The sequence below is a fragment of the Idiomarina piscisalsi genome, assembly GCF_003987095.1.
In the GTDB taxonomy this organism is placed as follows: Bacteria; Pseudomonadota; Gammaproteobacteria; order Enterobacterales; family Alteromonadaceae; genus Idiomarina; species Idiomarina piscisalsi.
Map to the genome: position 1 here is coordinate 36,038 of NZ_PIQA01000004.1, position 12,424 is coordinate 48,461.

Genomic DNA, 12,424 nt, shown 5'->3' on the forward strand with positions numbered 1-12,424 from the left:
CCAATTAGGATTGCAGTGCGGTGGCAAGTCTATCGAGCTTGCCACGCAAGGTGCCATCGATAACGGTGTCACCTGCTTCAATTACCAGTCCACCAATGATGGACTTATCAACACTGCAGTTCAGCTTAATTTTGCGTTGCAGACGTTTTTCCAGTGCTTTGCTTAACTCTGTTTGCTGAGCTTTCAGCAAACGAGTGGCTGATTTGACATCGACAGTGACTTCTTTGTCATATTCTGCACGAAACGCCTGATAAAGCTCACTAACCGCCGGAAGTGCCGGTAAACGTTCGTTTTCCGCCATAACCTTCAGGAAGTTTTTAACGTTTTCGTCGATTTCATCGCCGCAAACACCTAAAAATACTTCCGTGGTTTTCCCAACAGTCGCAGAGCTGCTCAAGAAAGACGCGATAATGTCATCTTGTGCTACCGCGGCAGCAAAAGAGAGCGTTTCGTCCCATTTATCAAGCGCTCCTTGTTCCAAAGCAAAATCAAAAGCTGCTTTAGCGTAGGGGCGAGCGACCGTAGTCAATTCTGACATAAGCTCTAAACCCCTTTATTAAAGTTCAGCGACCAGTTTTTCAACAATGTCACTGTGAGCGTCTTTATCAATTTCACGCTCGATGATTTTCTGAGCCCCTGTTACTGCAAGAACAGCAACTTGCTTACGCAGCTCTTCACGAGCGCGATTACGCTCAGCAGTCACTTCTTCGTGACCAGACGCAACGATTTTTTCACGTTCTTCGTGACCACGTTGAGTTTCTTCCTCAACGATTTTAGCGCCACGCTTTTTCGCCTGTTCAACGATTTCAGCTGCCTGCTGTTTCGCTTCTTTTAACTGCTCAGCAATTTCTTCCTGGGCTTTTTCTAAATCTTTTTGAGCGCGTTCGCCCGCATTTAGACCGTCAGCAATTTTCTTCTGACGCTCTTCGATAGCATTGATGATCGGTGGCCACACGAATTTCATGCAGAACCACACGAACACGATGAACGCGATCGTTTGTCCAATTAGAGTTGCGTTGATATCCACAACGGACCTCCTTTATCTGGTGACCGTCGAATCGCGCTTAGCCTAACTGAGTTAAGAACGGGTTTGCGAAAGTGAATAGCAATGCAACCGCAACACCGATCATCGCGATAGCATCGATAAGACCCGCTACGATGAACATTTTAACTTGCAGCTGAGGCGCTAGTTCAGGTTGACGAGCAGCAGCTTCCAGGAATTTACCACCCAGCATACCGAAGCCAAGTGCTGTACCTAGTGCAGCAAGACCGATCATGATTGATACAGCGATAGCAGTAAAAGCAACTACAGTTTCCATTGATTTCTCCAGTTTTTCAGTAGATTAAAGTTAAAAAGTAAAACAAAAACTTTTCAGTTAAAACGTATTAAAACTTAGTGTTCAGATGACGCCATGCTTAAGTAAACAATGGTCAGCATCATGAAAATAAACGCTTGCAATGTAATGACCAGAATGTGGAATACCGCCCAGGCAAAGTGCGCCGGTAGCTGGAACAAACCAATCATTGCAATTAGGATGAAGATTAACTCACCCGCATACAGGTTACCGAACAAACGCAGCGCCAGTGACGCTGGTTTTGCCAGTAAAGTAATGCTTTCAAGTACAAAGTTGACCGGGATAAGTGTCCAGTGATTGAACGGGTTCATGGTCATTTCTTTGGTGAAACCTTTTATACCTTTGTATTTGATTGAGTAAATAATGATTAGAGCAAAAACACTCAGACTCAATGCAAAGGTGGTGTTCAAGTCCGTGGTTGGAACCACTTTGAAATAAATGTCATGTGGACTTTCAGCAAAACCTAACCAGTAACCAATATACATAGCCGCTGTTGGCAGCCAGTCTACCGGCACAAGGTCCATTAAGTTCATCAGGAATATCCAGACGAAAATGGTTAACGCTAAAGGTGCAATGAGTTTATCTTTGCCGTGGAAGGACTCTTTGACGCTATTATCGACGAATTCGACGATCATCTCGACAAAGCATTGCCACTTACCAGGTACCCCCGCGGAGGATTTTTTCGCTACTTTGCGGAAGCTCCACAAAAATAGCGTACCCAGTAACACGGACCAAAGGATAGTATCGACATTAACCGCCCAGAATCCTTCACCAACCGTCCAGTTTTTAAGGTGGTGCTGAATATACTGAGTCGGAGTTTGCTCTCCACTTATCATGTTGTTTCCCAGTTACGTTGATTTTAAATACAAAATTGGTGCAATCCACTGCATGATGACGGTAATGATAAAGCCCGTTAACAACCACACAGGATTAAAATTTGTTACCAGCAACGCTAATACGAGTAGCACTGCCGTTAAAATTAACTTTACGCCTTCACCCACAAAAAAACTCTGGACGACTTTTTTATTCGCTCTTGCCCCTGCATGGCGAAACGCAATGACTGCAAATAGAGCGTTGGGTATTACCGCTGACAGCCCACCAGATAAAACGCCGAGGCCTGACTGTAAGCTAAAAATTGTTATCGTGACTAATGATGCAACCAGCAACACCACAAATTGTGTTGCAACGATTTTTCCTGCCAGTTGTTTGCCTACCGCATTCAATGCCTGTGTCACGATGAAAACCTTTTAACTGGCGGCTCTTGTTGCACAGCTTTTAGACAGCTGTAATGAAACTGGCGCTAGTATAAAGATCTACCCCGAAATTGCAAACAAATTTGGCTGTAGGCGTTGTTTTCTATGCCATTTAACAAAAGTTCTACACGTTTCAGTAAGATGCGGATTTTTACTTGATGTGAGTCAGTATTCCGTCCAATTCATCAAGACTTGTATAGTTGATAACCAGTTTACCTTTACCTTTTCGACCATGATTGATTTGCACTTTCGCCCCAAGTGTTTCTGACAACTTGGTTTCTAAATGTTCAATATTCGCATCGGGTTCTGGTTTTTCAGGTTGTTTGGGTGGGTCGATAGTACGGCGGACTAATTTCTCAGCGTCCCGCACCGTCATATCTTTCGCTACAATTTGCTGCGCAACATCGGCTTGTTGTTCACCTTGCAAAGCAAGCAACAACTTAGCATGACCAAGTTCAATATCACCACGCTCTAAAAGTACTTTAACGCCATCTTCGAGGTTATTAAGCCGCAATAAATTGGTCACAGTCGTGCGCGACTTACCAACCGCCTGTGCGACATCTTGATGAGTCATTTGGAACTCATCGAGCAGCCGCTGTAATGCGGTCGCTTCTTCCATTGCGTTTAAATCTTCACGCTGAATGTTTTCAATCAAAGCTATAGCAACGGCAGCTTCATCGGGTACCTCTTTCACTAAGCAAGGTACCATATCAAGCTTCGCTAGTTGCGCAGCACGCCAGCGTCGTTCGCCAGCAATAATTTCATATTCGTCTTTAGCGGTCGGGCGCACCACAATCGGCTGAATAATGCCTTGCGCTTTAACCGACGCCGCTAGGTCTTCCAGCGCTTCCGGTGACATGTCTTTACGAGGTTGGTAGCGGCCCGGTTTCAGCTGCTCAATAGGCAGCTTTTGAAGTTCGCCTTTCGCTTCTTCAGAAACTTGTTCTGATGATTGACGCTCAGAGTTTTGCTGGTTACTCGTTAAAAGCGCATCTAAACCGCGACCCAGTCCTCGTTTTTTTGCCGACATGCTGAATAAATTCCCTTGTTAAGATTCTTCTACAACGCTGTTATTTTTTGTTTCTGCTCGTCGAATAAGCTCACCGGCCAATGACAAGTAGGCTTTAGAACCCGTTGACGACTTATCGTAATACATTGCTGGAGCACCAAAAGATGGCGCCTCGGCCAAACGTACATTACGGGGTATAACCGTGCGATATACTTTGTCGCCGAAGTGATTTTTTAACTGTTCTGACACATCATTTGCCAGGCGATTACGAGGGTCATACATAGTTCGCAGTATACCTTCAATCTCAAGCCCCGGGTTCACAACATCAGCAAGTTGACGGATGGTTTCCATCAATGCCGTTAAACCTTCCAATGCATAATATTCGCACTGCATTGGTACTAAAATAGAGTCAGCTGCTGCCATACCATTCACGGTCAACATGTTCAGTGAGGGTGGGCAGTCTATAAAGATAAAATCGTAACTGTCCTGAACCGACTTCAATGCATTTCGTAAACGCAGTTCGCGAGCAAAGACTTCCATTAACTTTATTTCAGCAGCAGTAGCGTCTGCGTTAGCGGCAATAAGATGGTATTTACCGTTAGTGTCAGTAATAGCAACGTCTTTGACCGGCTTTTCTTCTATCAGCAGTTCGTAAATGGTGTTTTCAACGTCGTACTTATCGACGCCGCTGCCCATAGTGGCATTACCCTGTGGATCTAAATCTATAAGCAGCACTTTACGGCGAGTCGCAGCCATAGAAGCTGCTAAATTCACCGCTGTTGTTGTTTTTCCAACGCCACCTTTTTGGTTTGCAATAGCAATGGTTGTAGCCACGGGTTTGGTAACCTCTTGTTGTTGTCGTCGACTCGACGTTCGGTTTTACGACCGTTTGCTTATAATGACGATATGTCGGCTCGCGTCAATGCCCGGAACGTTAATTTGCTGAATATCATCGACTTCAAAGCCCTCAGTCAACTCGTCCAACTCATCTTGAGGGTATAAGCCTTTCAATGCATAAAATTTACCGTTCTTTTTCGGTAAATGCTGACACCAACTCAGCATATCATTAAGCGAGGCAAAGGCTCTACTGATAACGCCATCAAACTGAGCTTCGTCCTGATATTCTTCTACGCGAGCCTGAACAGCCGTGACATTATCAAGTTTTAGTTCATGACAAACCTGACGAATAAAACGAATTCGCTTGCCCAGGCTGTCCAGTAATACAAACTCTTTGTCTGGCTCCGCTATAGCCAGCGGCAGTCCTGGTAAACCCGGACCAGTTCCTACATCGATAAAACGCTGCCCCAGCAAATATGGGCGTACTGTCACACTGTCCATAATATGCCGTGTTAGCATATCGTTCGGATTACGGACACTGGTTAAATTATACGCTTTATTCCATTTATCCAATAAACCAACAAGCGCGACTTGTTGTTGAACTTGTTGGCCTGTCAGGGTTATGTCAGCTTGCTGTAAATACTGCTTTAACTGCTCTTCCACACTCAATCCTTAAGCACTTTTGCGCAATAACCCTTGTTTTTTAAGATGCACCAATAACATAGAAATTGCGGCCGGCGTAATACCTGAGATACGAGCTGCTTTACCCACGGTTTCCGGCTGATGATCATTCAGTTTCGCAATGACTTCGTTCGATAAGCCTTTAATTTTAGCGTAATCGAACGGCGAGGGCAGCAGCGTATTTTCATGTCGTTGTTGTTTCGCAATTTCATCCTGCTGACGAGAAATATAACCGGCGTACTTAATTTGAATTTCTACCTGTTCAGCAGCTGCAGGATCAGTTACTCCCGGGGCGAAAAATTCTGTTTTAGCCAAATCTTTGTAATGAATTTCCGGGCGACGTAACAGTTCTTCACCGTTAACTTCTTTCGTGACCGGACTTTTCACTAACGCATTAATTTGCTCGACCGCTGGATGATCTTTATGAACCCAGGTCGCTTTTAAACGTTGTTTTTCCTGCTCAACCGCTTCCATTTTTTCATTGAATGCTGCCCAGCGTTCGTCATCAACTAAGCCCAGGTTTCGACCAATTTCTGTTAAACGAATATCGGCATTATCTTCCCGCAGCAACAAACGATATTCCGCTCGAGACGTAAACATGCGATACGGCTCTTGGGTTCCCAGAGTCGATAAATCGTCGATCAATACGCCCATGTAGGCTTGATCGCGACGTGGTGACCAGGACTCTTTACCTTGTGCCTGTAATGCCGCATTAAGACCAGCGATAAGGCCTTGCGCTCCGGCTTCTTCGTAACCTGTAGTGCCATTAATTTGTCCGGCAAAGAACAAGCCATTAATAACTTTGGTTTCCAAAGACTGTTTTAGATCTCGCGGATCGAAATAATCATATTCAATGGCGTAACCCGGACGCGTAATGTGGGCATTTTCAAACCCTTTAATGGAACGAACCAACTGCTGTTGCACATCAAATGGCAGGCTTGTAGAAATACCATTAGGGTAAACTTCGAAGGTATTTAACCCTTCTGGTTCAACAAAGATTTGATGCGATCCTTTGTCGGCAAATCGCATAATTTTATCTTCTATCGATGGGCAGTACCGAGGTCCTACGCCCTCGATTACTCCTGAATACATGGGCGATCGGTCGAGCCCTGAACGAATAATATCGTGGGTATTTTCATTGGTGTGAGTGATATAACAAGGGATCTGCTCAGGATGATCAGCCTGAGAACCCATGTAGGAAAATACCGGGGTTGGATTATCACCGGGTTGTTCCTGCATCACTGAAAAATCAATGCTATGACTGGCAATACGTGGCGGTGTACCGGTTTTCAGTCGTTCTACTCGTAAAGGCAGTGAACGCAAGCGTTTCGCTAATGCGTTTGCCGGAGGATCACCAGCTCGTCCACCCTGGTAATTATCTAAACCAATATGAATTTGGCCACCCAGGAATGTACCAACGGTTAATACAACGGTTTTAGCCGTAAATTTAAGACCCATTTGGGTAACCACACCCGTAACTTGATCGTTTTCTACGATCAAATCATCACAGCCTTGCTGGAATATTGACAGGTTAGGCTGTGTTTCTAATGCATAGCGTATGGCTTGCTTATAAAGCTGTCTGTCGGCTTGAGCTCGTGTTGCACGTACTGCCGGGCCTTTCGATGAATTCAGCGTTCTGAATTGAATGCCTGCTTTGTCAGCAGCTTTTGCCATAACACCGCCTAAAGCATCAATCTCTTTAACTAAATGACCTTTCCCTATGCCACCAATAGCGGGGTTACAAGACATTTGTCCTAAAGTATCAATATTGTGCGTAAGCAATAGGGTATTAACACCTGAACGTGCGGCAGCAAGCGCGGCTTCCGTTCCGGCGTGTCCTCCACCGACAACAATAACATCAAAGTGTTGTTGGCTCTGTTGTGACATTTAAATGACCTTTCGTTAAAGAAGAGAAAAATAGCCGATTATTTTAACGTGCTTTGACTCAGATCGAAACGGTTAAATTTCGTTCACTGGTTTTGATCTAAAAAAAGATCAATAAAGGATCTTATTTAGATCTTTTATTACTATTACTACTAGTCAGCGGTTTTCTGTGAATAGATCGCTGAATGCTTTTATATTCAACGCGTTCAGAGAGATCAAAAAGTGTAGATAACTGCATAATAACCCCGATCATAGATCGTGGATAACTAGGGTAGTTATACACAGATCGAATTGTCCCCACAGTTATACCCACCTCGTGGACAGTGCTTAACTGATCTTATGCTTATCTTAATCACAGCTGTACAAGTCTGTGCAAAAGCCTGTGGGTATGATCACAGAGCCTTTAATGCGTCGGTCATTGACGGGATCCACTGTGCCGCTTTTTGTTCTGGATCGTCCTGGAGCATATCTATTTCAAGTCGCTCTAACATTCGGGTACCGCCAAGTTCTTGCAAACGTTCGTCACAGTGACGACCTGCCTGGCAAAAGGTGTCATAAGAAGACTCACCAATAGCAATAACCGCGTAATTAAGATCGCTTAAATCCGGTGTTTGTGGAGCAGTTATTTCGTCGTAAAAGTCGAGCATAGAGTCGGCATAATCGCCGGCACCATGGCTGGATAACAGCACTAACCAAGGCTCTGAGGTTGGCAAGGCTTCAAGTTCAGGTTCGTAATGGAGTTCGGTTTCAAAGCCCTGTTCTATAAGTTCATCACTTATAGTATCGGCTAAAAATTCCGTATTACCGGATGTAGTGCCAACTAATAGATGTAAAACAGCCATATTTCGAGTTACCTTTGCTATATTAGAAAAATACGAATCATACAGGAGAACAATTATGGTAAAAGGTTTTGCTAAAGTATTAGTACTTGTCAGCACCGTTTTAGTTTCAATGAATGCTTATGCGGGTATTGAATCGCCTAAACAAGTGTCAGATCACCTTTGGGTGATGGGTACGCCGTCAGATCAGCAATTGTCTGAATTTTCTCAAAATGGCGGTGAAGTGGTTATTAATTTGCTGTCTCAAAGAGAAATGAAAGACAGTAATGAAGCGGCTGTTGTGACTAAAAACGGCATGGTGTATTACCATGTTCCGGTTAATGGCGCTGACGGTGTGACGCTGGAAAATGCTCGTATGGTCGATCGTATATTACTGAAAAACAGCGATAAGAATGTATTGGTTCATTGTGCATCAAGCAACCGGGTCGGGGCATTAATGGCATTACGAGCGGGTTGGTTAGACGGTATGTCTGTCGATGAAGCAATTGCTGTAGGTAAAGAGCATGGTATGACATCGTTAGAAGCGAAAGTAAAAGGTATGTTGTCTCAGTAAGTAGTTAAAGAAGGTAAAAAAGCCAGTTCAAAAACGTTAAAACGCTCTGAACTGGCTTTGTGTTTTATAAATGTTCTTTGAGTAACTCAGGCTGACGCTCTGGCGTAAATATCTCAATCCAGTAGCCATCCGGGTCTTTAATGAAGGCAATGCCTTTCATATTACCGTCGTTTGGACGCTTCTGAAATTCCACACCCATTTCTTCAAAACGCTCACAGGCGGCGTCAATATCTGGTACGGCGAAGCCAATATGGCCAAAACCTTTAGGCTCTTCGTTACCGCTGTGGTACGAAACGGAATCGTCGTTTTCGTCGCCCCAGTTGTGAGTCAGTTCTAACATGGCGGGGCGACCAAAGGTTTGCTCAATGCGTTTATCGTGGTCTGTTGACCAGTCACTGCGTTCCTCCGGCGACATAGACGCCATAAAATATAGCGTGAACTTCATTTCCGGAAAGTCGAGGCGTTTTACTAATGTCATGCCCAGTACATCGCTGTAAAATTTTAACGTGCGCTCCGGGTCTTTAATGCGAAACATGGTTTGGTTGAACACAAAATCATGTGTCGCCGGGTCATGGTTTTCAGATAAACCTTTTGCTTCATCGAAATGTCTGCTCATAATGGAATCCTTCTGGGTCTCTTATGCCTCTCTTGGTACACTGTTATCTGAGGTTGATTACCAAAGAGTTCAAGTCATGTCGTGGTACGTTTATATTCTTAAATGCTCTGATAATACTTACTACACTGGCGTCACAAAGGATCTAAAACGACGTGTCGATGAGCATAACGGTGACGATAAAAAGGCAGCGAAATACACGAAAAGCCGTCGACCGGTTCGCTTGTTTTGGTCCGAGCCACATGAGTCGCGGTCATCTGCCTGCCAGCGGGAAGCTGCAATAAAACGGATGAAACGAACCGAAAAAGCCGAACTAGCCAGTGGCGTTTAAGCGGCTTTGCCCTTCCAGTAATTGTTTGATAATAGGGGATTTGTCTTTCATCGCGAGTTTGTCAGCCAATTGAGTGAGCTTAAATATACGATGGTAAAATCTGGCTTTGCGACGTTTGTACTGACTTAATGTGAGTGATGTTTTGTTCAGAGCTGCTATTTCCTTTTCGAGTAATTCAAACAGTTGGTTATAGCGTTTTTTCAAACTGGTTGGATAAATTATCCGGTAGGCGAGCATGGCTAATAAGGGGGCTGCTATGACTGCCAGTGCAATGCTAATTGCATGACCTAAATTAAACACATAAGGTACAGCAGGTTGCATCAGCAGCAGAAAGACCAGGTTGAAGTCCATACTGCCATTGGCGGTTTTTTGATGAGACATGGGAAAACCACCGATAAGAATAATCGGCATAATAGCAATGAGCATCCAAAAAATAGAGTCACTAAATTGCCAAACACCTGCTTGCATAATTACAGCCGTTAATGCGCCGACACTTTGCCCAAAGAATACGTATTTCATGGTTAGGGCGGGGTTATCAGCGGTTGAAAACAGCGTCAACATGACCGATGCCCCAAGCATTAAATAAGCCATTTGAAACCAATGGGTGTACCACCATAACGCCCCAATTATGGCGAGTATAATGCAGGTTCTAATGGCAGAGTGACGAGCGCCGCGCCAGTCTCTGTGCAGTAATGTCGTTGAAAGTAGCGTTGAATTAGCGGTTTTGCCCGTATCTTTGAACGATAAGCGCTCTTCGGTTGCATCGATAAACTCTTTAAAACGACGTTTTACTGCATCGTTTTGCATTGCCTTATAGGCATTATTTAACGAACTTAAAATAGCCTTTCGGTGTACAGACGCTTTTATTTTATTTGAAGCTTTAAGTAAGTGTGTACTTACTTCGTTGTTTTCTTCAAAGCCCTGTATTTGTAATTCGGTGATAAAACCAAGTTGGGTGTTGATAACCTGGCGAATGGTTTTTGCTGACTCGTGAGCGCTGACTGAACCGGTACCGTGGTCTAACAACTGAGACTCTAAATTAGCCAGTTCTGAAAGCTTTTTATCCAGTTGAATAGCGGTATTTTTTGGGTCTGAGAACGCTTGAGCAAGCTCATATAGGTTAGCGGCCGTGTGTCGACGTAACTCGTTAATGATGGTTTGTTCAGCACGCTTGTAAGTGAATAGAAAACCAATGATTAACGAGCAAATAATTCCAACGAAAACGGTCAGCAGGCGGTCAATACCCAGCGGAATAAGGGCATCCGGGCTTTGGGTTAGAAGCACCACCATAGAGGCCGAGTAGCCTGCCAAAATAGTACCGTGGGAGATAAGCCCATGCAGGAGATTGCCCGTGTAAACACACAGCGTTACCCACAATGTCAGCCCTGTAACTAACCAAAGAATGTCACCGCCAGAGGTAACTACCAGAACCATACCAAATAAGGTTCCAAGCAGAGTGCCTAATGCCCGGTATGAAGCTTTTTCTATAAGAAGACCGCGGGTTGGTTGCGATACTGCCCAAACAGTCATAGCGGACCACTGAGGGTGTTCGAGACCTAACGCCCAGGCAAAAAGAAGCGACAGACAGGCAGCAACGCCGGTTCGAAAGCCAAACCGTAAACGGACGTAGTCAAACCCCCATTGCGCTAAGCTGTCTTTCAAAAAAGAGTCCTTATTTGTCGGTTTTTTTATTTACCGATGCAGAACGACCCAAAAATTTGGCCCAGTAGGTCATCAGAAGTAAATTCACCGGTTATCTCGTTTAGGTGTTGCTGCGTTAAACGTAGCTCTTCTGCGAGTATTTCGCCGGCCATATTGGCTTCTAACTGTTCCTGACCTTGCAGCAAATGTGTTTTCGCTTTGGCAAGTGCGTCTAAATGACGCCGGCGTGCCATGAAGCTGCCTTCCGAAGTTGCATTGTAACCGACGCAATGCTTCAGGTGTTCGCGTAACAGCTCTATGCCATGGCCGGTTTTTGCTGACAAATGAACAACCGGGATGCCGTTATGTTCGTCAATCCCCGTGGGCTCTTCGGACAAGTCGACTTTGTTACGAATAACGGTGTAAGGCATGTCATCGGGTAACTGAGCGAAAAACTCCGGCCAAATGTCGTCAGGGTGTATTGCTGAGGTTTCCTGACTATCGACCATGAACAGTACACGATCGGCTTGGCGAATTTCGTCCCAGGCACGTTCAATACCTATTTGCTCAACCTGATCCGGGCTTTCGCGTAAGCCGGCCGTATCAATAATGTGTAACGGCATGCCGTCTATTTGAATGTGCTCACGTAATACGTCGCGAGTGGTGCCTGCAATTTCTGTGACTATGGCTGACTCACGTCCGGCAAGCGCATTCAGCAAGCTCGATTTACCGGCATTGGGACGACCGGCAATAACAATACGCATGCCTTCGCGCATGAGTGTGCCTTGCTTGGCTTCTTGTTCTATATGGAAAAGCTGGTCGATAATGTCGGCTAAATCGTTGGCGACTTTGCCGTCACTTAGAAAGTCGATTTCTTCGTCGGGAAAATCGATAGCGGCTTCAACATACATACGAAGATGAATAACCGCATCAACGAGCTGATCGACCCGGTGAGAAAATTCGCCTTTTAAGCTTTGTAATGCGGCTTTTGCGGCTTGTTCAGAGTTGGTGTCGATAAGGTCGGCAATAGCCTCTGCCTGAGTTAAGTCGAGCTTGTCATTCATAAAAGCTCGTTCGCTGAACTCACCGGGGCGAGCAGGGCGAATACCAGGCATTTCCAGTATCGCTTTTATGATCATGTCGATTAATACCGGTCCGCCGTGACCCTGAAGTTCTAAAACGTCTTCACCGGTAAAGGAATTAGGACCTTTGAAAAATAGGGCGATACCTTCGTCGAGCAACTCGTTGTTACTGTCATAAAAGGGAAGGTATTCGGCTTTACGGGGTTTTGGGCAGTGGCCTAATAGCTGTTCGGCGACCTGGGTGGCAGCCGAACCACTAACACGGACAATACCAACACCACCGCGACCGGGTGGTGTCGCTTGAGCGACTATGGTGTCATCGCTAAAGGTATCGTCCATGTTGCTC

15 protein-coding genes are annotated in these 12,424 nt (G+C 45.0%); 2 read left to right on the forward strand and 13 right to left on the reverse strand.

What is annotated here, in order from left to right; all coding sequences use genetic code 11:
- Window positions 1-4 precede the first annotated feature (4 nt).
- The 10 genes from atpH to CWI73_RS06740 form a co-directional block, all read right to left on the reverse strand.
- Window positions 5-538, reverse strand: a complete 534-nt coding sequence (atpH, locus tag CWI73_RS06695) for a F0F1 ATP synthase subunit delta (protein WP_126752080.1) — start codon at window positions 536-538, stop codon at window positions 5-7.
- 18 nt (window positions 539-556) lie between these two features.
- A complete protein-coding gene (gene atpF / locus CWI73_RS06700) occupies window positions 557-1,027 on the reverse strand; it encodes a F0F1 ATP synthase subunit B (protein WP_053954489.1) in 471 nt (156 codons plus the stop codon).
- 37 nt (window positions 1,028-1,064) lie between these two features.
- Window positions 1,065-1,319, reverse strand: a complete 255-nt coding sequence (gene atpE / locus CWI73_RS06705; RefSeq protein WP_053954488.1) for a F0F1 ATP synthase subunit C — start codon at window positions 1,317-1,319, stop codon at window positions 1,065-1,067.
- Between the two features lie 74 nt (window positions 1,320-1,393).
- Window positions 1,394-2,191, reverse strand: coding sequence for a F0F1 ATP synthase subunit A (gene atpB, locus CWI73_RS06710; RefSeq protein WP_126752081.1), 798 nt, complete (start codon window positions 2,189-2,191; stop codon window positions 1,394-1,396).
- Window positions 2,192-2,203: 12 nt separating this feature from the next.
- Entirely contained in the window at window positions 2,204-2,578 is a 375-nt protein-coding gene (locus CWI73_RS06715) for an ATP synthase subunit I (RefSeq protein WP_241968855.1), read from the reverse strand.
- 181 nt (window positions 2,579-2,759) lie between these two features.
- Entirely contained in the window at window positions 2,760-3,638 is an 879-nt protein-coding gene (locus CWI73_RS06720; RefSeq protein ID WP_053954485.1) for a ParB/RepB/Spo0J family partition protein, read from the reverse strand.
- A gap of 18 nt (window positions 3,639-3,656) precedes the next feature.
- Window positions 3,657-4,451, reverse strand: a complete 795-nt coding sequence (locus CWI73_RS06725) for a ParA family protein (RefSeq protein ID WP_126752083.1) — start codon at window positions 4,449-4,451, stop codon at window positions 3,657-3,659.
- A gap of 45 nt (window positions 4,452-4,496) precedes the next feature.
- Entirely contained in the window at window positions 4,497-5,117 is a 621-nt protein-coding gene (gene rsmG / locus CWI73_RS06730; protein WP_126752084.1) for a 16S rRNA (guanine(527)-N(7))-methyltransferase RsmG, read from the reverse strand.
- A gap of 9 nt (window positions 5,118-5,126) precedes the next feature.
- The gene (gene mnmG / locus CWI73_RS06735) at window positions 5,127-7,022 is read right to left on the reverse strand and encodes a tRNA uridine-5-carboxymethylaminomethyl(34) synthesis enzyme MnmG (protein ID WP_053954482.1); all 1,896 of its coding nucleotides are present in this window, start codon (window positions 7,020-7,022) and stop codon (window positions 5,127-5,129) included.
- Window positions 7,023-7,411: 389 nt separating this feature from the next.
- On the reverse strand, window positions 7,412-7,861 hold the full coding sequence (locus CWI73_RS06740; protein WP_126752085.1) for a flavodoxin domain-containing protein: 450 nt from the start codon (window positions 7,859-7,861) through the stop codon (window positions 7,412-7,414).
- A 55-nt stretch (window positions 7,862-7,916) separates the two neighbouring features.
- On the opposite strand from CWI73_RS06740, the gene CWI73_RS06745 reads away from it, so the two are divergent.
- Complete coding sequence (locus tag CWI73_RS06745) at window positions 7,917-8,411, forward strand: protein tyrosine phosphatase family protein (protein ID WP_126752086.1); 495 nt, start codon at window positions 7,917-7,919, stop codon at window positions 8,409-8,411.
- 64 nt (window positions 8,412-8,475) lie between these two features.
- On the opposite strand, the gene gloA is transcribed toward CWI73_RS06745, so the two are convergent.
- Window positions 8,476-9,027 (reverse strand): lactoylglutathione lyase, encoded by a 552-nt coding sequence (gene gloA / locus CWI73_RS06750; protein WP_058576464.1) that lies wholly within the window; start codon window positions 9,025-9,027, stop codon window positions 8,476-8,478.
- A 76-nt stretch (window positions 9,028-9,103) separates the two neighbouring features.
- Here gloA and CWI73_RS06755 point away from each other — a divergent pair, with 76 nt between their 5' ends.
- Window positions 9,104-9,355 (forward strand): GIY-YIG nuclease family protein, encoded by a 252-nt coding sequence (locus CWI73_RS06755; protein WP_126752087.1) that lies wholly within the window; start codon window positions 9,104-9,106, stop codon window positions 9,353-9,355.
- Here CWI73_RS06755 and CWI73_RS06760 read toward each other — a convergent pair.
- Both CWI73_RS06760 and mnmE read right to left on the reverse strand, forming a co-directional pair.
- Window positions 9,338-11,017 carry an FUSC family protein gene (locus CWI73_RS06760; RefSeq protein ID WP_126752088.1) on the reverse strand — a complete coding sequence of 560 codons (1,680 nt, stop codon included), beginning with the start codon at window positions 11,015-11,017 and terminating at the stop codon, window positions 9,338-9,340. The genes CWI73_RS06755 and CWI73_RS06760 overlap by 18 nt on opposite strands.
- A 26-nt stretch (window positions 11,018-11,043) precedes the next feature.
- Window positions 11,044-12,417, reverse strand: coding sequence for a tRNA uridine-5-carboxymethylaminomethyl(34) synthesis GTPase MnmE (gene mnmE, locus CWI73_RS06765; RefSeq protein ID WP_053954143.1), 1,374 nt, complete (start codon window positions 12,415-12,417; stop codon window positions 11,044-11,046).
- Window positions 12,418-12,424: the final 7 nt, after the last annotated feature.